We start from the raw sequence: 21,386 nt of genomic DNA, 5'->3' as shown, positions 1-21,386 counted from the left end.
TTATAGCGACAATAATTTCTGGTAAGTTAGCTTGATCAGATATTTCACAAAGCGAATGGTGGTGCCATGATGGTGTGCGAATACAAGCCTGGTTTAGAAGGCATTCCCGCCGCTCAATCAAGTATCAGCTATGTTGATGGGCAAAAGGGAATATTAGAATATCGTGGCATTCGGATTGAAGAATTAGCAGAAAAAAGTACATTCATAGAAACTGCTTATCTCTTAATCTGGGGCGAACTGCCAAGCAACGAAGAATTGAAAGCATTTGAGCATGAAGTTCGTTACCACCGGCGGATAAAATACCGCATTCGGGACATGATGAAATGCTTTCCAGAAAGCGGTCACCCAATGGATGCGCTGCAAGCCTCAGCTGCTGCTTTAGGCTTGTTTTATTCGCTCCGGGATTTACATAATCCTGCCTACATTCGGGATTCAGTGGTGCGCCTGATAGCTACGATTCCCACGATGGTAGCAGCATTCCAACTGATGCGAAAAGGCAATGACCCGATACGTCCCCGTGATGACTTAGACTACTCTGCCAACTTTCTATACATGCTCGATGAGAAAGAACCCGATCCTCTGATGGCGCGAGTTTTTGATATCTGCTTGATACTTCAAGTCGAGCATACAATGAATGCTTCCACTTTCAGTGCTAGGGTGACAGCTTCCACCTTGACTGATCCTTACGCGGTGGTTGCTAGTGCTGTGGGAACTTTGGGAGGGCCTCTGCATGGTGGAGCCAATGAAGAAGTAATTCAGATGTTGGAAAAAATTGGCTCTGTGGAAAATGTCCGTCCCTACATAGAGCATTGTCTGGAAACTAAATCTAAGATTATGGGCTTTGGACATCGTGTCTACAAAGTGAAAGACCCACGAGCCATAATTTTACAAGGTCTAGCAGAACAGCTGTTTGAAAAGTTTGGCCATGACAAGTTCTATGACATTGCCCTAGAGATGGAACGCGTGGTAGAGGAAAAACTCGGTACCAAAGGGATTTATCCCAATATTGACTTTTACTCCGGTTTGGTGTATAGAAAGATGGGGATTCCCACAGACTTGTTTACGCCAATATTTGCGATCGCCCGCGTTGCCGGTTGGTTAGCCCACTGGAAAGAACAGCTAGCAGAAAACCGGATTTTCCGACCTACCCAGGTTTACAACGGTAGGCACGAAGTTACTTATACCCCCATTGAGCATCGGTAAATGGGCAGGGGGCAGGGGGCAGGGGGAAAACTCTTCTCCCTTATCTTCCGGTGCTTCCCTCATCCCCCTCATCTCCCTCATCCCCCTCATCCCCTCAATAGCAATCTCAATGCCAACCATAAGTAGAAGTTCTCATCTCGCTTCAGAGGGCTAAAACCATCCAAGGATATACTAGGCATGGGAATTAGCAACAAATCTTCAATCAAGCGTCATCTGGGCAAAAATTAAAAATGCGTGAATTTACAGGTATTAATTCAACTAATAGTTGTAATTCACTATGACTCGATGTCTTAAAGAGTGGAAACATGAACTCAGGAATTGACCTCCAAGGAACTTTTATTGAATCCCTCCGGGATTTAGGTTTACCAGCAGGAACAGCCAAAGCGATTTGGATGCCACTGCCAATGATACTGATGCTGATTGGGGCAACAGTGGGGGTATTAGTTGCTACTTGGCTAGAACGAAAAATTTCCGCCGCCGCACAGCAGCGAATTGGGCCAGAATTCCAGGGGCCTTTTGGGTTACTGGTACCTGTAGCGGATGGTTTGAAGTTGGTATTTAAAGAAGATATAGTACCAGCCAAATCTGACCCTTGGCTGTTTACCCTTGGCCCAATTATTGTTGTGATTCCGGTGTTTCTGTCATTCCTGATTGTCCCCTTTGGGCAGAACATCGTAATTAGCAATGTCGGCATGGGCGTATTCTTGTGGATTGCCTTGTCAAGCATTCAACCCATTGGTTTGTTAATGGCTGGCTACGCATCTAATAATAAATACTCCCTCTTAGGGGGGTTGCGGGCAGCAGCGCAATCTATTAGTTATGAAATTCCTTTGTCGCTGGCGGTGTTAGCGATCGCTATGATGTCTAATAGCCTCGACACCGTTGATATTGTCAATCAACAGTCTGGCTACGGCATTCTGGGCTGGAACATTTGGCGACAACCAATCGGTTTTTTAATCTTTTGGATAGCCGCCCTAGCTGAATGCGAACGATTACCCTTTGACTTACCCGAAGCGGAAGAAGAAATCGTCGCAGGCTATCAGACTGAATACTCAGGTATGAAATTCGGTCTTTTCTACCTGGGTTCTTACGTTAACTTGATCCTTTCTTCCTTACTAGTAGCAATTCTCTACCTGGGCGGTTGGGATTTTCCCATTCCCCTCAACCTCATCGCTGGTTGGCTGGGAGTCAGTGAACTAAATCCTGTGTTCCAGATAGTAACTGCTGCTTTGGGGATTACGATGACCGTGTTCAAAGCCTATTTACTAGTATTTGTCGCCATCCTGTTGCGCTGGACAGTGCCACGGGTACGGATTGACCAACTGTTAGATTTAGGATGGAAGTTTTTGTTGCCAGTTGGCTTGGTTAATCTCCTATTAACCGCCGCCCTCAAACTAGCCTTTCCCTTCGCCTTCGGCGGGTAATGAAAGAGTTAGGAGTTATGAGTTATGAGTTATGAGTTTTTAATTAACTCCTCACTCCTAACTTCTCACTCTTAACTTTTATCCCCTTAAAAGAGACACACACAATGCTAAAGTTCCTGAAACAAGTTGGTGATTACGCCAAAGAAACAGTACAAGCTGCGCGTTACATTGGTCAGGGGCTTTCTGTCACCTTCGACCACATGCGGCGGCGTCCGATTACCGTACAGTACCCTTACGAAAAACTGATTCCTGGCGAACGGTTTCGCGGTAGAATTCACTTTGAATTTGATAAGTGTATCGCTTGCGAAGTCTGTGTTCGCGTTTGTCCAATTAACCTGCCTGTAGTAGATTGGGAATACGACAAAGCCAGCAAAAAGAAAAAACTCAACCACTACAGCATTGACTTTGGAGTTTGTATCTTTTGCGGTAATTGTGTGGAATTTTGCCCCACTAACTGTCTATCTATGACAGAAGAGTATGAGCTTTCCACTTACGATCGCCATGAATTGAACTATGACAGCGTAGCACTAGGTCGTCTGCCCTACAAGGTAACAGATGACCCAATGGTTACACCACTACGCGAACTAGTTTACCTACCCAAAGGCGTTCTCGAACCGCATGGACTGCCCGCAGATGCACCGCGTCCTGGTGCGCGTCCAGAAGACCTCGTTGAACAAACAGAAAAATAAATGTCATTTGTCCATTGTCATTAGTCATTTGTCCTTTGTTATTTGACCAATGACCAATGACCAATGACCAATGACCAATGACCAATGACCAATGACCAATGACTAAGGACAAAAAACAGTGAATCTAGCAGAAGGAGTACAGTTTGTATCGCTTGGCATACTAGGCGTGATGATGATTGGGGCGGCCATTGGTGTAGTGCTGTTCTCCAACATCGTCTATTCTGCCTTTTTGCTGGGGGGTGTGTTCATCAGCATAGCGGGAATCTACCTGTTGCTAAATGCTGATTTTGTTGCAGCTGCACAAATACTGATTTACGTTGGGGCGGTTAACGTGTTGATTTTGTTTGCCATTATGTTGGTGAACAAGCGCGAGGATTTTGTCGCATTTCCCAACTCTTGGGTGCGGAAAGTACTAACAGGTATAGTCAGTGTAGGATTGTTCGGTCTTTTAAGTACGATGGTGCTGGCTACTCCTTGGGCTTACTCAGCTGCTCCTGTGGCGGGTGGTGAAAGTTCTATAGTTTTAATTGGAGAACATTTCTTCACTGACTTTTTACTGCCTTTTGAACTGGCTTCGATTTTGCTGCTGATAGCAATGGTAGGAGCAATTATTTTGGCCCGCCGCGAGTATTTGCCAGACCTATTGACACCATCCAAACTGGGGCAAACTGTTTTTACTTTGCAAGAACGCCCCAGAGAATTAGTATCAACAACCAGCGAAACAAAAGAGTAATATTTGTGACTTCATTCGCAGATAAATAGCCAGATTTTTTCAGGAGGGATACTCAGATTCATGCAACTCCAGTACTTTTTATTACTAGCAGCAGCTTTATTTTGCATCGGCATCTACGGTTTAATTACCAGCCGCAACGCTGTACGGGTGCTAATGTCAATTGAGTTACTGCTCAATGCTGTTAATCTGAATTTAATGGCATTTTCTAACTTCCTCGACTCAACATTAATTAAGGGTCAGGTTTTCACAGTATTTGTGATTACCGTGGCCGCAGCCGAGGCGGCGGTGGGTTTAGCGATCGTGCTGGCCATTTATCGCAACCGTGATACCGTCGATATGGAGCAGTTTAATCTCCTGAAGTGGTAATTGTGCGTGCAACTCAAGCAGGTAATCATTGCTTATAAAGCGCGGGATGCCCGGAGTAAAGAATGGGCAGAAATCTGTGCTAAACAACTAGAAAGTCGCCAGTGCCAAGTGTTGATGGGGCCAAGCGGGCCGAAAGACAACCCCTATCCTGTCTTTTTGGCTTCGGCGGCTCAACCAATCGATCTCGCCTTGGTACTCGGTGGCGATGGTACTGTTTTAACTGGTGCCAGACATTTAGCCCCAGCTGGCATCCCAATTCTGGGAGTGAATGTGGGAGGCCATCTGGGGTTTTTAACTGAGTCGGTGGAAGAGTTTCAGGATACTGAGAAAGTTTGGGATCGGCTGTTTGAGGATCGCTATGCTATCCAACGACGGATGATGTTACAAGCTGCGGTGTATGAGGGTCATGGATCTAATTTAGAACCAGTGAGTGAACGTTACCTGGCTTTGAATGAGTTTTGTGTCAAACCCGCCTCTGCTGATCGAATGATTACCTCAATTCTGGAAATGGAAATTGACGGTGAGGTAGTCGATCAGTATGTCGGGGACGGGTTGATTATTTCCACCCCCACAGGTTCCACTGGTTATACTGTTTCTGCTAATGGGCCAATTATGCATGATGGTATGGAGGCGATTACCATCACTCCTATTTGTGCAATGAGCCTTTCTAGTCGCCCCCTGGTTTTACCGCCTGGTTCTGTGGTGAGTATTTGGCCTTTGGGGGATTACGATTTGAGTACCAAGTTGTGGACAGATGGGGTTTTGGGGACTTCAATTTGGCCGGGAAACCGCGTTGATGTGCGGATGGCAGATTGTCGGGCTAAATTTATTATTTTGCGCGAGAACAATTCCTACTATCAAACGCTGCGGGAGAAGTTGCTTTGGGCTGGTACAAGGGTTCACTACAGCAATAATCACCGTAATTAAGTATTTTAGAGTGCATTTACCGCAGATTGCGACGCCGAATAGCCCGTCGTAGACATCGCAACCAGAATTAACCAAGCCCCTGGATTCATCCGGGGGCTTTCTGCCTTGATTTTGACTTTTACTGATCCTGTTTCATTTTAATTTAACGTAAGTTCGATACATTACTGAACCGTATTGATTTATAGCCTATACCAAAGGAAAATTTTGTATCTTATTACCAGATTTTTTAGGAATTAATCTCCATAATAAAAGCACTCTACCTCTAATCTAAGAGACTAATACCATTTCACTTTAATAATGCATAATATGAGCTATTTGTATAGTGCAAAATCGTAGTAGTATGTTTTCGCAAATCTAAGTAGGAAGATAGATGGAAGTTTCTGGACGCAACATCAATTACCCACTGAATCCTCCTCCCCATATTGAAGATTTTCCCGTCCTTCAAACTGAAAAATATACCCTACGGCTAGCGTCAACTGAAGAAGAATTAGAATCAATTTTTCGGTTGCGCTTTGAAGTTTTTAATCTTGAACTAGGCTTGGGATTTTCTGCTTCTAACTTTACCCAGATGGATATAGATAAGTTTGATCCGGTTTGCCATCATTTAATCATGCTCTCCAAAAAAACGGGTAAAACTATTGGAACTTATCGGATGCAAACCTATGCAATGGCTTCTCAAAAATTAGGCTTTGATGCTGCCGATATATTTAATCTTAATGCAATTCCCAATTCTGTGCTTCAGGCATCAGTTGAAGTTGGACGTGCATGTATAGCTAAAGAATACCGCAATATTCAAGCACTTTTACTATTATGGAAAGGACTAGCAAATTATCTCATCTGGAGTAAAAATCAATATTTCTTTGGCTGTGCATCATTACTAACACAATGCCCTTCAAAAGCTACTTGTACTTATGATTATTTTCAGCAGAATGGCTTGATGCATCCAAGTATTTTGGTTTATCCAAATTCACAATTTTGTCTAAAAACGCCTCATAGATGCCTAGATTCATCCAAGGTTGAAATACCTAAAATTGTGCAAGCATATTTAAATATTGGAGCTAAAATATGCAGTATTCCAGCTATTGACCGACACTTTAAGACTATTGATTTTTTAACTATATCTAATACCAACGACTTTGGTAGATGGCGTTAGGAAATGTTGTAAAAATTTTCTTTTGTCTTAACGACACTCAGTCGCAACTACAGCGATAAAACTAGTCTATTGCGCTATTTATAGCGCACCACACGGGCTGTAAAAATAGGAATATTTATGATATTTTATTTCTCATCTGCATCTCGGCTGTAAAACGAAAGTCAGTTTTGCCGTATTGGATACAACCTTGTGCTATTGTTTTCAGAGTTAATAGAAGAGAGATATTTATTGTGAATATTTCAAATCACACGATCGCTCAAAGTATGTTGACCAGAAAGATGAGCAGGTTCAGATAAATAAGTGGGTCAAATTAAATATAAAACCTCACCCTGCCTCCGGCTTCCCTCTCCAAAGTATCGGAGAGGGATTGAGGGTGAGGTCTTATCTTATGATTTGTGTAAAAATAACCTGAACAATTTTTGTGTGAAAGCTAGATTTAGTAAGCTATTCCAAATAAATTTTGTACAACTTATTTTTACATGATGCCTTATGTTTAATTACGCCTACCTACTTATAATAACTAAGTAAGCGGGTGCAAATAATCATCACTGGTTCGTAGTTGCACTTTAGCGCTAAAGCGCAACTACGAACCAAATACAGAGATTTTACTTTTCGTTACATAGTTTGGTTTTATCTTGTCTACCTACTTAGCTATGTTTACAACAGGCGTAGCTGTGGCACTTCATCCAGTGCGCCTGACTAACTGAATTATTTTAGACAAATTATTGGGAAAATTGCTTATGCGCCATCTCAAATTTGCTCCGAGTTGGTTGCGATTTTTAATTATTTTCTTATTATCGATGGGTGTATTGTTTCGCTTTTTTAACCTTGATAGTAAAATTTACTCGCATGATGAAACTTATACTTCATTGCGGATTTCTGGTTACAGAACAACTGAAGTAAAACAACAAATTTTTAATAATCGTGTCATTGCTTACGAAAGCTTTGCCCAGTTTAAAGGTGCAAATCAACAAAAAAGCTTAAATGACACAATCATGAATTTGGCAAAAGAAGATCCTTACCATCCACCGCTTTATTACATAATAGCCAGATTGTGGATGCAAGTCTTTGGTAATTCGGTGACGGCAATTAGAAGTTTATCTGCTTGCATCAGTTTGCTAGTTTTTCCTTGTGTTTATTGGCTATGCCGAGAATTATTTAATGTACCATTATCAGTTCCTGGTGTAGCGATCGCACTTATGGCAATTTCTCCAATTCAACTAGTTTATGCCCAAGAAGCACAAGAATATATTCTCTGGTTAGTCACCATATTACTATCTAGTGCGTCTCTATTACGAGCAATACGGCTAGAATCACAAGATAAAGATGAGCCAGTAGAAGAACGACAACGACCAGATTTATTTGCTATTTGGAGCATTTATGCAATAACTTTAACTATCAGCCTTTATACATGTCTTTGGAGTGCATTTGTAGCACTTGCTCACGGAATTTATGTAACGAGCGCTGCCAAATTTAAGTTGAATGAAACTGTCAGAACTTATCTATTAGTATCACTGGTAGGTTTTTTAGCTTTCATGCCTTGGATAACAATTGTGATAGGTGACTTTTTTCAATTTTTGATTTCAGCAGATAAAACTAAAGTCCAGGCATTTCCGATGCCTATATTTCCGTTTTTGCTGATGCACTTAAGCCGGATTTTTTTTGATATAAACCTTAGCCAAGATAATCCTCTCAACTCTTTAATTACACCCATATTTTTAATTGTCGTAGGATATTCAATTTGTTTTCTTTGTCTAACAACTAACTATAAAGTCTGGTTTTTTCTGATTGCATTGATTGTAGTCCCAGCCCTACCTATAATACTATCAAGTGCTAGTAGCATACAATTATCTACCGAACCATATTTCATACCATCTTATTTAGGAATCCAAATAACTGTTGCTTACCTACTAGCTACGCAAATATATAATGGGAGCGGATCGCGCCGGAGCATTTGGCAGATAATTATAGCATTAGTGATTATTTGTGGACTGATTTCTTCTAAGGTGAGTTCCCAGGCAGAAACTTGGTGGAATAAGGGTATGAGTTATGGCAATCCCCAAGTTGCCCAAATCATCAATCAGACGAGTAGTCCACTTTTGGTTAGTGATGCTTTGGGCAATAATTATGGGAATGTTTTTTCTCTAAGCTATGTTTTGAAACCAAAAGTGCGATTTTTGTTGGTGAATAACCAAAAAATTCCCAATATCCCTGATGGGTTTGCTGATGTATTTTTACTCAATCCTTCAGACACTTGGCGCGAAACAATCGAAAAAAAGTATAAAGTAAAGACAGATATTGTTTACAGCGATCAATATTATTCGGTCTGGAAATTGGCTAAATCTCCTAAGTTGCACCGACGTAATATCCCACCTAATAATAAGTTATCTAGCAGTTTATAGCGTAATAAGCTTGGGTTAAGGATTTTTGGTATTGATTTTAGGTTTGTAGAGACTAGCAATTGCAACCTCTCTTGCGTTGAATTTGGGGCTTAACCCAAGCGTATTGGTTTATATAGGACTTACCGCACAGATAACGGAAAATCGAACCACAGAGGACGCAGAGAACACGGAGAAATAAGAGTTTGAGAGGTATTTTGCGTAAGTCCTGTTATAGCAGGGCTATTTCATTTTCATCTAGCCCGCCTCAGAATTAATTCTGAGTCTAATAGCGAAAGTCGTCTAAAGACGACTGAGAAAAGGTTATGGACTAATACGCTTGGCTTTGTGAAAAATTGCTTTGCTTAACCCACCCCACAAGATTGGATAATTTATTTCTTGGAAGTCCCTTAAGCCTAAAAAATAACTCCAATGTAGGTTGGTTTGAGGAACGTAGACGCGTTTGCAAAGCGAATAATGCAAGATTATCTACAAGCGATCGCAAATTCTTTTGAGTTGATCTAAAGTCTTAATTGGCTCTCGCGGTGCTGGTAATTCAGTATTAGGCCAGTTAGGTAAATCATTGCAGGGGCATAACAACGCCGGCATCCCCACGTTTCGCGCTGCTACTGGCATACTGCAACGGCTGCAAGGTAGCATCTCCCAGGCTGGTGTCAAAAGTTCAGCAATGGTTTCGTGTGTACCCTCTAGGTAACAATCACCCGATTCCGGTGAGAGAATTTTTTGCCAGCACTCTTCAAATTCTTCACTATAGCGATCGCCTTTTATCACCGATTGGGGCAAAAAGCTTGCCTTACCGTTGCTCGTAATCACTTTCTTACCCAACTGAAACCAGTAGGCAAGGTACCCTCTAACTTCTTGTTTGGTTGCCATATTACAATTTTAGATTTTAGATTTTAGATTTTGGATTAATTTGAATCAATAGTTAAGAATCTTGACTCCTGAATGTTCCAGCCCCTCTATTTGGCAATGGGTAACCAAGGATGCTGAGATTGAGAACATGACCACCAGTAACTAAATAAACAGTATTGCTGAGTACACCTAGCCGACGCACTAATGAACCCAGGCGATCGCGGAATGCCCTCCCAACGGGATAAGCTGGTATCACACCCCAACCCACCTCTTCTGCTACAAACAGCATATCAGCAGCCACCAGATCCACCGTCTCTAATAACTCTGCAACGATATTTTCCCAGGTAGATTCGTCCTCTTCTAAGAGATTAGCAACCCAAGTTCCTAAAGAATCAACTAAAAGACAGGTATAGGGTTTAGCATCGGCGAGGGTAGCCGACAGTTCCACAGGTACAGATAAAGTTACCCAGTCTTGGGGACGACGTTGTTGATGTTCTAAAATGCGTTGATGCCATTCTTGGTCATCTGGGTTATCGGTGGCTGTTGCTACGTAAACAACTGCTTTTTTTGACTGCATGGCCAGAGTTTCCGCCCATTCACTTTTACCAGATCGTGCTGGACCTGTTACTAAAATGATTTTACCCAAAGTTGTTTTATGAATATTTTAACAAGAGAGGCAGGAGGAATATTGCCTTTTCCCTCCTGCGACTATTATTGCAAGTGAGCTTGTGGTTTAAGAGGATGTTTTAAAAGTTATATAAGGTATAATTTGCTGTTCTGCACTGGGTTAAGTGCAAGGGAAAATTAAGGTTTTAGCCATGTACTGAGATGGTTCAGTGTGCTAAATATGAGAGCAAAATACCTTTTTAAACATCCTCTTAGAAGCCGTCAATTACTGTTAAATTACCGTCGTAATTTGCTATTTCGTCATCCAATGTTATAGAAGAATATGGCCAAGAACCTGCGCCATCTCCTGCCTCGCAATGCAAAACCGTAACATTTGTAACATTTATACCACAATTTCTAACAGAATTTGCAAAACCACCGTTTTGTTGCCATGCTAAAGTTCCATGGTTATTGGTTATATGAGCATTTAAATCTACGAAATTTGTCGAACCGTTGTGAATCTGTCCTGTGGTGGTATAGCAGTCTGCTGTTAAAGGAGAAAAACCCCCATTGCCAGTAAAAAAATTCAACTGAATGTTATGACATGATCCTGTAAATCCACCACCTGCTAACGCTATATTTTGTTTGAAAAGGATTGGTGTAGCGATTAGTGAAACAATACAAATGTACTTGCTGAATTTAAACATCTGAGAAACTCCTTACTTGTGGCTATGACAGCAAAACTTTCTTTGGAGGACATAAGCCCTCTTTTTTTATATTGGTTTGATGGGAATAAATTTATTCAAGCGAATTAGTGGGACTTAAACTTAATTTTTGTTTAATCAGGATGTTTGAAAAGTTTTGAAAGGTGAAATTTTATGCCAGTCGCCTCACCATGATCCGGATCATAGCAAGATAGATAAATGTCTCCGATGTTTCTGGCAATAACTCAACGTCTGTTGAGCAAGCGCCGACACCCCATCAGCTTTCTCGTAAGTGCGCTCAACCACCCAGGCCGCAGTGACCAACCGCAGTTTTTTACTTTATCAGCAAAATTTTTAGTTTTAAATAACTTTTAAGGGATAAAATTAGCACCAGCATCATTGATGTCACAACAGGCAAAAGCCGAAAATCCCAACAACCCCATTCTTAATTATTCAACACCATCGGGGACAGCAAACTTTAGGATGTCTTTATGAACGCAGGCTTAAAACGCATAGAAGCAACTCTACATGATTTAGGGCGCGGCACTGCCTCTGCCGCCGAAGCTGGTGATTCGACGACAAAACGGCCTTTTTCTTTTAGAATCAGTGTCGGAGCCAACGAACCCACAGAAAGTACACAAACTCCATCCTCTCAGGAAGAACAAACAGTTGATACTGAGAGTGATTATCCAACTGAACAAAATTTCTTTCCTCACCATGACTCTGTGCAGACCTTTCAAGCAGAAGAGGATGGTAGCAAAACACCCAGCCTACCCAAGTTGAAAACTCCGACCTTTAGTAGCCATCGCCACGGAGCAAATCCAGGATTGGCGATGAATCTATTGCAAGAAATTCAGGAAACCGTCGCAGGTTGGCAAATAGAACTGCAAAATATTTTAAAGCAAATTCAGGATATTTACTTAGAAGGGCCAATTGTCAATGGCTGGTTAGAATCCAATCCCAAGGAACCAGAAGCAGGAGGAACTGCAACACTGCGCCATGCAGAAGTTGACCGCCTGATGAACTACGTAGAAGAAATTTGTGCCACTGGTGGGAAAGTATCTTATCAATCATCTATTACTGGCTATCGGCTGTGTGGTATAGACGATACTGGTAAAGTCTGGTCGCGCCCATGTCCAGCAGATCAGATTCCGAATGTTAGCATGGCGATCGCACGTTACCAAAAGTTACGTCAACTCTTAGGACGCAAGCAATCTTTGGAAACCCGCCTGAGTCAACTGGCTCAAACACTTGTAGTTTTACACGGTCATATTCAACAAACGTAAAGTTTTAAAAATTATTTCCGAAGAAACTCGGTTGGTGGGTCGGTAATTTTTAGTTTAGATTAACTCTCAGCAGGTGTGCGTTGGATTTAAGATTTTAATCTAAAATCGTTCGACTGAGCGTAGCCGTTCGCGCAGGAAAGTCCCAAATCTAAAATCCAAAATAAAATCTATGCCAGACACCCAAATCTCTGCCATTATCTGTACCCACAATCGAGATACCTATTTAGGACCTGCAATTGATAGTCTTTTAGGGCAGGATTTTGCTGCTGACTTTGAAATTGTAGTAGTTGATAATGGATCTAGCGATCGCACCCGTGAGGTTGTAGAACAAAGAGTCCACAATCCGCGCCTGAAGTATGTATTTGAACCCACCATTGGTTTATCTGTCGCCCGCAACACGGGTGCAAAAGTAGCTAGTGGTGATATTCTTGCTTATTTAGATGACGATGCCGTTGCTAGCCCTGGCTGGCTACAAGTTTTATATTTTGCCTATTACAATAATTCTAAACTTGCGATCGCAGGTGGCAAAGTCACTCTCATCTGGCCTCCAGGAATTCAACAACCACGGTGGCTATCTCCAGGGCTAGCTGCAAATCTGGGTGCATACGATTTGGGTGACAATATCATCTATATCGAGCAACCTGGGTTAACACCCAGAGGCTTAAATTACTCCATCCGCCGCAGTTTCCTAGAAGAAATAGGCGGTTTTGATCCTCATCTCGGTCGAGTGGGAAAAAACCTACTATCAAACGAAGAACTGCAAATGACCGAATTTGCCCTACAGCGTAATTGGCAAGTCGCTTATCTTCCCAAAGCGTTGGTTGCTCACAATATTGCTCCAGAACGCCTCCAACGCTCTTGGTTTTTAAACCGGGGCTGGTGGCAAGGTATCAGTGAATGCTATCGAGAACAACTCGCTGGTAAAGCTGGAATCGCTCAATTACAGCGAGGTAGCGAACGGTTTCTGCGCGGCTTATATAAGGCATTCCAATATTTTTCTGATCCAGCAGAACGGTTTGACAAACTTGTATATGCTTACGGTCAGATTGGTTACTTAAATGCTGCTATTCAAGGTCTTTTATTCAGATCAAATAATAAATAAAGAAGCATGGAAAATTCCCAATGCTTTTCTCTTAAATCTACAATCCGCAATCATATTCAAGTCCATTCTAACTCTTAACTCCTAACTCCTAACTCCTAAATATATGTCATCTAAAATCCCAGTTTCTGTATTAATTCCGGCAAAAAACGAACAAGCAAACTTGCCTGCTTGCCTTGCTAGCCTCAGCAGAGCAGATGAAATATTTGTAGTAGATTCTCAAAGTACTGATAATAGCATTGAAATTGCTAACAGTCACGGTGTAAATGTTGTACAATTCAACTTCAATGGTCGCTGGCCCAAAAAGAAAAATTGGTCTTTAGATAATCTCCCTTTTCGTAACGAATGGGTATTAATTGTAGATTGCGATGAGCGCATTCCCCCCGAACTTTGGGAAGAAATTCAGCAAGCAATTCAAAACAATGAATATACAGGTTATTATCTCAATCGCCGCGTATTTTTCTTAGGAAAATGGATTCGTTATGGTGGCAAATATCCTGATTGGAATCTACGTTTATTTCAACATAAAAAAGGTCGTTACGAAAATCTAAATACAGAAGATATTCCCAATACTGGTGATAACGAAGTTCACGAACATGTGATTTTGGAGGGCAAAGTTGGGTATCTCAAAAATGATATGCTCCACGAGGACTTCCGCGACCTTTATCACTGGTTAGAACGACACAACCGTTATTCCAACTGGGAAGCCAGCGTTTATTTTAATATTCTCACAGGTAAAGATGATAGCGGCACTATCGGGGCGAATTTATTTGGTGATGCAGTCCAACGCAAGCGCTTTTTGAAAAAAGTGTGGGTACGCCTGCCATTTAAACCGATTTTACGGTTTGTTTTATTTTATATTATTCAACGCGGTTTTTTGGATGGCAAAGCCGGATATATCTATGCACGCTTGCTGAGTCAATATGAATATCAAATTGGCGTTAAACTCTACGAATTACGCAACTGTGGTGGTCACTTAAATACTGCAACTACCCCGAAAGAAGGAACTCTTGAGCAGGGAACTAGGGGAGCAGAGGGAGAGCTATTGACCATTGACTCCTAACTCCAAACTCCAAACTCCAAACTCCAAACTCCAAACTCCAAACTCCTAACTCCAAACTCCAAACTCCAAACTCCTAACTCTTAACTCCTAACTCCAAACTCCAAACTCCTAACTCCAAACTCCTAACTCCTAACTAAATGAGTAATGAGCAACCTTTCGTAGATTTACGCAAATACGACCAATCTTGGTTTGATCGGGGGCGTCCAGCTTGGTATATTTTATTATGGTGGCTTGTACAAGCGATCGCCTTTCCCCTGACTCCTCAACCGTTAAATATTCTGCGTTGTGCTTTGCTACGACTATTTGGCGCTCGTATCGGCGAAGGCGTATTAATTCGACCCACCGCCCGCTTTACCTACCCTTGGAAAGTTACCATTGGCAACTACAGTTGGATTGGAGATAACGTAGTTTTATATAGCCTCGATCAGATCCACATCGGTGAACACTGCGTAATTTCGCAAAAAAGCTACCTATGTACTGGTAGTCATGATATCCAAGACCCTGCCTTTGGGTTGAAAACAGCGAGTATCACCGTTGACAATGGTGCATGGGTAGCAGCAGATTGTTTCATTGGCCCAGGAGTGCAAATCGGCGCTAATGCTGTGATTGGCGCTCGTAGTAGTGTTTTTACTAATATGCCTTCTGGGCAAGTTTGTTGGGGAAGCCCCTGTCGTCCCAAGACGGTTAGGATAAAATTTGATTCCCCCACAAACCCTGATTTGAGTGCGTAAATGAGCGATCGTACATAAAGTTCCGCGCTTGGCTGAAAACTTTACTAAACTAAATAATAATTAATTTTTTAAGACACAATAAATGCTTATTTATGGGTTGAAATAACTCTAGATAAATTTAATTAATTCATAACCAAAATTTAATAATAATATAACTCACAGTTGTTGAATTTTATGATGAACTGTAGAGCGTAGGTAGAATTGCAGTTTTAAATTTCTTACCAAGAATACTGTAGTTTCCTGTTATAGCAACTGATGCTAATAGTGGCATTTTTAGGGCAGTTTATATATAGGGAATGTTTTAAGAGCTTTAGAAGTTTTAATAAGCAGAGAATTATCATGACTCTTTACCGCTCTTGACGCCTTTTTAGATGTTTAAAGTTTTGCCTTAAATTTGCTATAACTCTACATTCTTCAGCGTTTTGTGCAAACTTTTGATTTATCAATAACCTTTATTCATGCCAGTTTCTTGAGCTTAAAGAAGGTTATTTATAATCACCAGTTTGACACTTGATTTGGATTTGATATGGTGTTGAACCGAAGATTAATTTTAAGGAGCAAGACATGGGTTTATATCCCGTTCGCTTGAATAATTTGACAAGTTCAATTTCTGTACTTGCCATTACAATGGGTTTAATAGTAGGTCAATCGGCTACTCAGAAATCTTTAGCTCAAACAGTAGTTAATGGTGTAGGTGCAAGTAGTGTAAATGCTTTGTTTACAAGTCTAAAAACAGTTGCTCCCGGCTTCACATTGGTCGTAGTGACTCAAGTGGTAGCACTTTTGTTGTAAGCAGTCATCTCAATACTGCATGTAAGCCTGCTGTAACTCCAGGTATTCCAGCAGCTAATGTATGGAATAAAGGAGCCGGTACAACTGTTACCTGGCCAAGCACTTTCATTGGCGCTACTGGTGGTAGTGGTGTAGCCAAGGCGATCGCCACTACTCCTGGTGCAATTGGTTATGTAGATAGTTCTACCCGTTTAGCTAACAAGCTACCTGCGGCACTTTTACGTAATAAGGCAGGTAATTACACTGCTCCCACATCAGCTTCAATTACAGACGCTGTTTTAGGTGGGACTCTCGTAAAATATGGTACTAGTCCCGCTAACAGGCTGATTAGAATCGATAATTTGAGCGATCCAACCCGTCCAAATGCTTATCCCATTTCCACAGCAACTTATTTCCTGTTTTATGACATATACTCAGATGCTACGATAATAAATGGTATTAAAACCTTCAGTACCTTGGTTTTGGGATTACCACTTGCGGATACTTTCATTGGATCTCTTGGATATGCTCCTCTTCCCGCTTCCATTAAAACTGTGTCTAAAGGTGTTGTGAATACTTGCGTAAATACTGTTTTAGGCCCTTCTCCTTGCAATTAGGTTAGAAATTGACCTAGCAGCCTGTCGGACAATAGCTGTTAATTCTGTTTGCAGACTTTAACAGCTATCGGCGGCGTTGCTGAATTTACAGGATTTTTTCAGGTATTTAGACTACAGATGAGACGGGGAGTAGGAAGTGGTGTAGTTCAATTACTTGAAAAGCGCTGTAAATAGGACTTATGCACTCAAGCCTGAAAACCTAGATCCCTTTTAATAAAAATGGCGGAACTCTAAAGCGTCATTTTGGCGATCGCAGTACTGTTTTTACTAATATGCTTTCTGGCCAGGTTTGTTGGGGAAGTCCCTGTCGTCTAAAGATGACTCCGATAAAACTTGATTCCCCGAAAAACCCGTAATTTTATAGATAAACATAAAATCAAAGTTTCCTCAAGCAAGACGGTAAGCAGCAATGATAGTATATTTTTACGGCTGCTCTAATCCTTGCTATTGATGAACAAACTATTGGATGAAACGCTGTCAATCAAAATTGCTGAACAGATAAACAGCAGAGCTAGCACTCCGTTTGATAATGCTTACAAAGCAGCATTATCCACTGAGGGAGCAAAATATATTCAGGGATTTTTAACTTTTGCGGGGAAACCATACAGACCGGTTGAACACGGTTGGATTGAGATAGGCGACGCTTCCGATGTCCGCATTATCGATCCCACATTACCGCACCTAAACAAAAATCCCCAAGAACTCTGGTATTTTGCAGCACAAAGGCTGACCGTTAAAAAACTGAAAGCCATCATTGAAGAATCGAAAGAAGATTATCCAGAAGATGATCCATTACCAATCTATGGCGATCCACCTTATGAATATTACGGTGATGTTATGTTAGGTGGTCAAGACTACTTAGCAGCATATCAAGCCGCAGAGGCTAAGTGCAGAGAAATCAGCGAACTCAACCCTGAGAGTAACTAAGAAGAGTGTATTAAATAATTCGGAATTACGAATTACGAATTACGAATTACGAATTACGAATTATTTAATATGATTTACCATCACTGCCAAAGTATTCCCTATAGCTACAAATTTTGTCTCCACGCACATCAAAAGAAACTGCTACCCGATTTTTGTAAGGCTGTCCGAACAAAAGCCCCTCATCCCGAAACTCAAAAACAGCCGTCGTTTCATTGCTCGTAACACGGTCTAGACTAGTTAGGTTCAAACCAGGACTGAAGGATTCAGAAACGTACTCGAAAAATTCTCTAGCTCGTTCTTTTCCCACATTCAAACCGTGGAATTTTCCCATTGGAAACCAAAAGGTAAAATCTTCTGTGAGCATATCTAAGAACGGTTCCCACTCTCCTATTGCCATCCCATGCGTCAGATTATTAAATGCCTGTTGAGCAACTTTTAAAGTATTTTCTGAATCTTGCGTCATTTTCACCCCCTACCGGACATAAATTAATACCGTGTTACTTAAAACCTCACCACCACTTTGCCACAATTCTGGCCACTGAGGAGATATTCTACAGCGTCGGGTATAGATTCTATGCCTTGAAACTGTGTTGGGTCAACGGCAACTTTAAGTTTATCTGTGTAGAACAGGTTTAAAAGGCGATCGCCTGCTGCTATATATTCATAAAATCTCATATTTACTCGATAATAATCTTAATAGGAGTTACGCACATAGGCATAAGTATTAAAATGAACAATAACATCTATACAGGGCGCAAACATGTAGAAACTGAAGAATCACTGAACTCAGTTCTTAATTTTCCACAAGTGCCTTTGAATGTAGAAAACTTTTTTATTAGTCAACACGGTACTGCCCAGGTTCTATCTGTCAACGAAAGTAAAGGTGAGTCTACACAGCGAATCGTCCTGAAAAAGGGTTGGAATGCAGCGATCGGTCATTTCACTACTGATGTAGAAATTTTTGTATTAACTGGCACACTTTGCCAGGGTGGGTTTAGACTACGCAATCTCAGTTACTCTTTCATCCCAGCTGGCATACCTACTGGCCCTTGGAAAACGGAAGAAGACACGATTATCTTGTGGATGCCAAATGCTACCCCCACTTACATCACAGAAGACTATGCAAGCCTTGAGCAAATCCCCGAAACTTCTGTATATCATCTGAATATGCAGACCCATGAACGGATGACTGAGTATGTTCCTTTGCAAGAACTCCACGCTATGAAATGGGAAAGCACAACCTTTTTACCTCCTGGTTCAGCACGTAAAAGCCTGTATACCAATAAAAAAACCGGACGCGCCACATGGATTTTAGGCTTAGTACCTATGTGGACTGAAGGTAATTTCTATGCTGGTCATCCTACTACTGAGGAGGCTTATGTCATCTGTGGAGATGTGCTTGGACACTGGTCTATGAGCGATGATCCTTTTAATAGACGCTATACAGCAATGTGCAAAGATGGCTATTACTGGCGACCTGCACACATTCCACACGGCCCATTCTGGACAGAAAGTGGAGCATTACTTTTGTTTCGCACTAATGACCGCCTAGACTGTTATTGGATACTGCATAACCCAGATATTACTCAACAAGACCAGGCACGTCTTGAGGCTGCACTCGATCGCAACAAATCCCACTCTTGAAAATACAACCAGCAAGCAGGGTAATTAGGCGATCGCAATATACTCATCCCACAAGCAAAACAACCTTTAGACAACAAAGAATTTACTACGATTCCATCAGAATTTTTCATGATCTGGGGACAAGTTCATGTATAGTCGGTATACCTTGACATAAGCGATATCCACGGGTACTCCACAATGACAGATGCGTTAGGGTGGCGCAAAAAATTTGGCGTGCTTGCGCCCAGCACAAACACGATCGTCGAACCAGATTTTCACGCGATGGCGGTACGGGGTGTTACATCCCACATATCCCGGATTCATATTCGCGATCAAGACTTGAGTAGTGACGAAAAGATGGTGCGGATTCTGGAGCAGATCGACGACGAAATTCTCTTCGCGGTCGATCGCGTGATCACAGCTGGTATCGACTACTTGATCATGGCAATGAGTGCCGAGACTTTTTGGGAAGGGCTTAAAGGGAACAGAGCCTTCGTGAAACGGCTTGAGGATTGCCAGCATATCGACGAAATACCTTTATTGTTTGAAGAATACGGTGTCTCTTCGTTTAAAATCTTCATGTTTTCTGGCGGATATGGGTTGCATGGTTTGTCAGACCAGCAAAACCTCTTCTTGATGATTAATAAAGAAGAACGGTATGACTTTGCCCATTTTGAATTTATTATGCGTGGTCTAACTCGCTTGATGGAAAAACATCCAGAAGCGCGAGATACTATCAGCTTGAGTTTGCACTGCGAAGTTGCAGAAATTCTCAACGCTTATACCAAAATAGTTGAAAACGATTCTAGTCTTAGCGGATTACACGCCTATAGTGCAGCACGTCCTCCTCATTCTGAAGGTTTAGCAATTTGCATTGCTGCTTATTTGGCGCATGAGACTAACTGTGCAAATATTAATTTGTTGCACCTGAGTTCGCGTAAAGCAATGGAAGCAGCTTTGACTATGCAAACTGCTTTTCCTCATATCAATTTTCGGCGAGAAGTTACTATCGGACATTTGTTATTAGATGTCGATACTCCTAGTACAATTTGGGCAAAAGTCAACCCTCCTATTCGTCCCCGTGCTGATGTGGAATACTTGTGGCAAGCAGTACTCAATAATCAAGTAGATTGGATAGTTAGCGACCACGCTTGCTGTTCTGCTGAACAAAAAAGAAGTGCTAAAGACTCGGATAATATTTGGTTAGCAAAGTCTGGTTTTGGCGGTACAGAATATTTACTTTCTGGTCTATTTAGTGAAGGTAGCAAGCGGGGGATGTCTTACAACCATATCGCTAATTTGTTGTGTTGGAACCCATCGCGGCGCTTTGGTTTGTTAGAAAAAGGCGATATTGCTATTGGCTATGATGCTGACTTGGTGCTGGTAAATCCAAATGAAACTTTTGTGGTTAGTGCGGCTGAGTCGGAGTCACAGCAAGGTTATACACCTTTTGAAGGAGTGGAGTTAACTGGAAGGGTAAAAAGTACCTTTTTACGTGGAAATTTGATTTTTAATAACGGACAGGTTTTAGCTTCACCCACTGGACGTTATTTGAAACGCTCACGTTATTGAATTACTCCCTCTAAATAAAATATTGACCGATTTAAAGTAGAGATAAGATTATTTCTTTTTTTTATTCTTCACCTTTTTTGTGCCAAGGGTTTGTAACCATTCAACCAGGGGTTTTAAGGTTTCTGGCAATGATGCTTCACTAACAGTCACCGTATGCTGCTTACCGTTATCTTCTACTATTAACTTATACTGAAAGCGATCGCTCTCTTGATTTGGTGAAGTAATGTGTTCAGGTAGCCTAAATAAATCAGCAACTTCTACCAGTTGGGCAAGTGTGCTGGCTTCGTTTGGCGAGAGAGTGTCTGTATCAATGGTTGTTTTCTTGGTAATCCCAGCAAAGCCGCCCGTGCGTTCAAAGGATATCTGCATTTTTTTGCTCTCCGTTGCCCTATTTAGTTAGGAGAAATACAAAGACTCAGAGATGATAATTCTCACATCCCAGTTTAACTCCAAACTCCAAACTCCAAACTCCAAACTCCAAACTCCAAACTCCAAACTCCAAACTCCTAACTCCTAACTCCTAACTCCAAATTCCAAACTCCAAACTCCAAACTCCAAACTCCTAACTCCTAACTCCTAACTCCTAACTCCTAACTCCTAACTCCTAACTCCAAATTCCAAACTCCAAACTCCTAACTCCT

At 41.5% G+C, this 21,386-nt stretch carries 22 protein-coding genes and 2 pseudogenes; 17 read left to right on the top strand and 7 right to left on the bottom strand.

All coding sequences use genetic code 11. From position 1 onward, the window contains the following. The first annotated feature begins 66 nt into the window (after positions 1-66). The 8 genes from V7K73_RS01175 to V7K73_RS01140 all read left to right on the top strand — a co-directional run bounded on the left by V7K73_RS01175 (position 67) and on the right by V7K73_RS01140 (position 8,897). The gene (locus V7K73_RS01175) at positions 67-1,203 is read left to right on the top strand and encodes a citrate synthase (RefSeq protein WP_334876367.1); all 1,137 of its coding nucleotides are present in this window, start codon (positions 67-69) and stop codon (positions 1,201-1,203) included. Between the two features lie 305 nt (positions 1,204-1,508). Beyond that, positions 1,509-2,627 carry an NADH-quinone oxidoreductase subunit NuoH gene (gene nuoH, locus V7K73_RS01170; protein WP_334876366.1) on the top strand — a complete coding sequence of 373 codons (1,119 nt, stop codon included), beginning with the start codon at positions 1,509-1,511 and terminating at the stop codon, positions 2,625-2,627. A gap of 104 nt (positions 2,628-2,731) precedes the next feature. Further along, entirely contained in the window at positions 2,732-3,316 is a 585-nt protein-coding gene (gene ndhI, locus V7K73_RS01165; protein WP_100898808.1) for an NAD(P)H-quinone oxidoreductase subunit I, read from the top strand. A 118-nt stretch (positions 3,317-3,434) separates the two neighbouring features. Continuing rightward, the gene (locus V7K73_RS01160; protein ID WP_334876363.1) at positions 3,435-4,049 is read left to right on the top strand and encodes an NADH-quinone oxidoreductase subunit J; all 615 of its coding nucleotides are present in this window, start codon (positions 3,435-3,437) and stop codon (positions 4,047-4,049) included. A gap of 60 nt (positions 4,050-4,109) precedes the next feature. Then, a complete protein-coding gene (gene nuoK, locus V7K73_RS01155) occupies positions 4,110-4,415 on the top strand; it encodes an NADH-quinone oxidoreductase subunit NuoK (RefSeq protein WP_006199065.1) in 306 nt (101 codons plus the stop codon). A 6-nt stretch (positions 4,416-4,421) separates the two neighbouring features. Further along, entirely contained in the window at positions 4,422-5,342 is a 921-nt protein-coding gene (locus V7K73_RS01150; protein WP_334876361.1) for an NAD(+) kinase, read from the top strand. Between the two features lie 370 nt (positions 5,343-5,712). After that, positions 5,713-6,495 carry a GNAT family N-acetyltransferase gene (locus V7K73_RS01145; RefSeq protein WP_334876359.1) on the top strand — a complete coding sequence of 261 codons (783 nt, stop codon included), beginning with the start codon at positions 5,713-5,715 and terminating at the stop codon, positions 6,493-6,495. A gap of 740 nt (positions 6,496-7,235) precedes the next feature. Next, positions 7,236-8,897, top strand: a complete 1,662-nt coding sequence (locus V7K73_RS01140; protein ID WP_334876357.1) for a glycosyltransferase family 39 protein — start codon at positions 7,236-7,238, stop codon at positions 8,895-8,897. A gap of 465 nt (positions 8,898-9,362) precedes the next feature. Here the strand turns inward: V7K73_RS01140 and V7K73_RS01135 are convergent, their stop codons facing one another. The 4 genes and pseudogenes from V7K73_RS01135 to V7K73_RS29750 all read right to left on the bottom strand — a co-directional run. Beyond that, positions 9,363-9,767 (bottom strand): hypothetical protein, encoded by a 405-nt coding sequence (locus V7K73_RS01135; protein ID WP_334876355.1) that lies wholly within the window; start codon positions 9,765-9,767, stop codon positions 9,363-9,365. Between the two features lie 52 nt (positions 9,768-9,819). Further along, on the bottom strand, positions 9,820-10,392 hold the full coding sequence (gene cobU, locus V7K73_RS01130) for a bifunctional adenosylcobinamide kinase/adenosylcobinamide-phosphate guanylyltransferase (RefSeq protein ID WP_334876353.1): 573 nt from the start codon (positions 10,390-10,392) through the stop codon (positions 9,820-9,822). Between the two features lie 232 nt (positions 10,393-10,624). Continuing rightward, on the bottom strand, positions 10,625-11,059 hold the full coding sequence (locus tag V7K73_RS01125) for a CVNH domain-containing protein (protein WP_334876351.1): 435 nt from the start codon (positions 11,057-11,059) through the stop codon (positions 10,625-10,627). A gap of 175 nt (positions 11,060-11,234) precedes the next feature. Next, positions 11,235-11,365 (bottom strand): annotated as a pseudogene (locus V7K73_RS29750) (IS5/IS1182 family transposase); the annotation flags it as partial. A 182-nt stretch (positions 11,366-11,547) separates the two neighbouring features. Between V7K73_RS29750 and V7K73_RS01120 the strand changes: the two are divergent. From V7K73_RS01120 to V7K73_RS01090, 7 genes are all read left to right on the top strand, one after another. Further along, a complete protein-coding gene (locus tag V7K73_RS01120) occupies positions 11,548-12,342 on the top strand; it encodes a hypothetical protein (protein ID WP_334876349.1) in 795 nt (264 codons plus the stop codon). Positions 12,343-12,511: 169 nt separating this feature from the next. Then, the gene (locus tag V7K73_RS01115) at positions 12,512-13,444 is read left to right on the top strand and encodes a glycosyltransferase (RefSeq protein ID WP_334876347.1); all 933 of its coding nucleotides are present in this window, start codon (positions 12,512-12,514) and stop codon (positions 13,442-13,444) included. A gap of 103 nt (positions 13,445-13,547) precedes the next feature. Further along, complete coding sequence (locus V7K73_RS01110; protein ID WP_334876345.1) at positions 13,548-14,504, top strand: glycosyltransferase family 2 protein; 957 nt, start codon at positions 13,548-13,550, stop codon at positions 14,502-14,504. A gap of 137 nt (positions 14,505-14,641) precedes the next feature. Next, entirely contained in the window at positions 14,642-15,235 is a 594-nt protein-coding gene (gene hpsU, locus V7K73_RS01105) for a hormogonium polysaccharide biosynthesis acetyltransferase HpsU (RefSeq protein WP_334876343.1), read from the top strand. 564 nt (positions 15,236-15,799) lie between these two features. Further along, the gene (locus tag V7K73_RS01100; protein WP_334876341.1) at positions 15,800-16,027 is read left to right on the top strand and encodes a hypothetical protein; all 228 of its coding nucleotides are present in this window, start codon (positions 15,800-15,802) and stop codon (positions 16,025-16,027) included. Next, positions 15,988-16,623 carry a substrate-binding domain-containing protein gene (locus V7K73_RS29745; RefSeq protein WP_442936720.1) on the top strand — a complete coding sequence of 212 codons (636 nt, stop codon included), beginning with the start codon at positions 15,988-15,990 and terminating at the stop codon, positions 16,621-16,623. The genes V7K73_RS01100 and V7K73_RS29745 overlap by 40 nt, the downstream gene beginning before the upstream one ends. Before the next feature lie 450 nt (positions 16,624-17,073). Beyond that, complete coding sequence (locus tag V7K73_RS01090; RefSeq protein WP_334876337.1) at positions 17,074-17,550, top strand: hypothetical protein; 477 nt, start codon at positions 17,074-17,076, stop codon at positions 17,548-17,550. A gap of 64 nt (positions 17,551-17,614) precedes the next feature. Here V7K73_RS01090 and V7K73_RS01085 read toward each other — a convergent pair whose 3' ends face one another. After that, the gene (locus tag V7K73_RS01085) at positions 17,615-18,013 is read right to left on the bottom strand and encodes a nuclear transport factor 2 family protein (protein WP_334876335.1); all 399 of its coding nucleotides are present in this window, start codon (positions 18,011-18,013) and stop codon (positions 17,615-17,617) included. A 38-nt stretch (positions 18,014-18,051) separates the two neighbouring features. Continuing rightward, positions 18,052-18,219, bottom strand: a pseudogene (locus V7K73_RS01080) (alcohol dehydrogenase); the annotation flags it as partial. A gap of 60 nt (positions 18,220-18,279) precedes the next feature. Between V7K73_RS01080 and V7K73_RS01075 the strand changes: the two are divergent. Together V7K73_RS01075 and V7K73_RS01070 are read left to right on the top strand one after the other, a co-directional pair. Beyond that, a complete protein-coding gene (locus V7K73_RS01075; RefSeq protein ID WP_334876334.1) occupies positions 18,280-19,194 on the top strand; it encodes a DUF4437 domain-containing protein in 915 nt (304 codons plus the stop codon). A 177-nt stretch (positions 19,195-19,371) separates the two neighbouring features. Beyond that, complete coding sequence (locus tag V7K73_RS01070; RefSeq protein ID WP_334876332.1) at positions 19,372-20,745, top strand: amidohydrolase family protein; 1,374 nt, start codon at positions 19,372-19,374, stop codon at positions 20,743-20,745. A gap of 48 nt (positions 20,746-20,793) precedes the next feature. On the opposite strand, the gene V7K73_RS01065 is transcribed toward V7K73_RS01070, so the two are convergent. Further along, on the bottom strand, positions 20,794-21,114 hold the full coding sequence (locus V7K73_RS01065; protein WP_334876330.1) for a protealysin inhibitor emfourin: 321 nt from the start codon (positions 21,112-21,114) through the stop codon (positions 20,794-20,796). Positions 21,115-21,386: the final 272 nt, after the last annotated feature.

The sequence above is a fragment of the Nostoc sp. genome (assembly GCF_036916975.1).
Lineage (GTDB): Bacteria > Cyanobacteriota > Cyanobacteriia > Cyanobacteriales > Nostocaceae > Nostoc.
The sequence above is the reverse complement of the archived record's forward strand: the minus strand, read 5'-3'. Positions and strand labels throughout refer to the sequence as shown.

Bases quoted from the DNA above. Each gene is read 5' to 3' on its own strand.
- V7K73_RS01125 (WP_334876351.1), bottom strand. From the start codon at position 11,059: ATGTTTAAATTCAGCAAGTACATTTGTATTGTTTCACTAATCGCTACA.
- V7K73_RS01085 (WP_334876335.1), bottom strand. From the start codon at position 18,013: ATGACGCAAGATTCAGAAAATACTTTAAAAGTTGCTCAACAGGCATTT.
- V7K73_RS01065 (WP_334876330.1), bottom strand. From the start codon at position 21,114: ATGCAGATATCCTTTGAACGCACGGGCGGCTTTGCTGGGATTACCAAG.
- hpsU (WP_334876343.1), top strand. From the start codon at position 14,642: ATGAGTAATGAGCAACCTTTCGTAGATTTACGCAAATACGACCAATCT.
- V7K73_RS01120 (WP_334876349.1), top strand. From the start codon at position 11,548: ATGAACGCAGGCTTAAAACGCATAGAAGCAACTCTACATGATTTAGGG.
- V7K73_RS01100 (WP_334876341.1), top strand. From the start codon at position 15,800: ATGGGTTTATATCCCGTTCGCTTGAATAATTTGACAAGTTCAATTTCT.
- V7K73_RS01145 (WP_334876359.1), top strand. From the start codon at position 5,713: ATGGAAGTTTCTGGACGCAACATCAATTACCCACTGAATCCTCCTCCC.
- V7K73_RS01110 (WP_334876345.1), top strand. From the start codon at position 13,548: ATGTCATCTAAAATCCCAGTTTCTGTATTAATTCCGGCAAAAAACGAA.
- nuoK (WP_006199065.1), top strand. From the start codon at position 4,110: ATGCAACTCCAGTACTTTTTATTACTAGCAGCAGCTTTATTTTGCATC.
- V7K73_RS01090 (WP_334876337.1), top strand. From the start codon at position 17,074: ATGAACAAACTATTGGATGAAACGCTGTCAATCAAAATTGCTGAACAG.
- V7K73_RS01175 (WP_334876367.1), top strand. From the start codon at position 67: ATGATGGTGTGCGAATACAAGCCTGGTTTAGAAGGCATTCCCGCCGCT.
- V7K73_RS01075 (WP_334876334.1), top strand. From the start codon at position 18,280: ATGAACAATAACATCTATACAGGGCGCAAACATGTAGAAACTGAAGAA.
- V7K73_RS01070 (WP_334876332.1), top strand. From the start codon at position 19,372: ATGACAGATGCGTTAGGGTGGCGCAAAAAATTTGGCGTGCTTGCGCCC.
- nuoH (WP_334876366.1), top strand. From the start codon at position 1,509: ATGAACTCAGGAATTGACCTCCAAGGAACTTTTATTGAATCCCTCCGG.
- V7K73_RS01135 (WP_334876355.1), bottom strand. From the start codon at position 9,767: ATGGCAACCAAACAAGAAGTTAGAGGGTACCTTGCCTACTGGTTTCAG.
- V7K73_RS01140 (WP_334876357.1), top strand. From the start codon at position 7,236: ATGCGCCATCTCAAATTTGCTCCGAGTTGGTTGCGATTTTTAATTATT.
- ndhI (WP_100898808.1), top strand. From the start codon at position 2,732: ATGCTAAAGTTCCTGAAACAAGTTGGTGATTACGCCAAAGAAACAGTA.
- V7K73_RS01115 (WP_334876347.1), top strand. From the start codon at position 12,512: ATGCCAGACACCCAAATCTCTGCCATTATCTGTACCCACAATCGAGAT.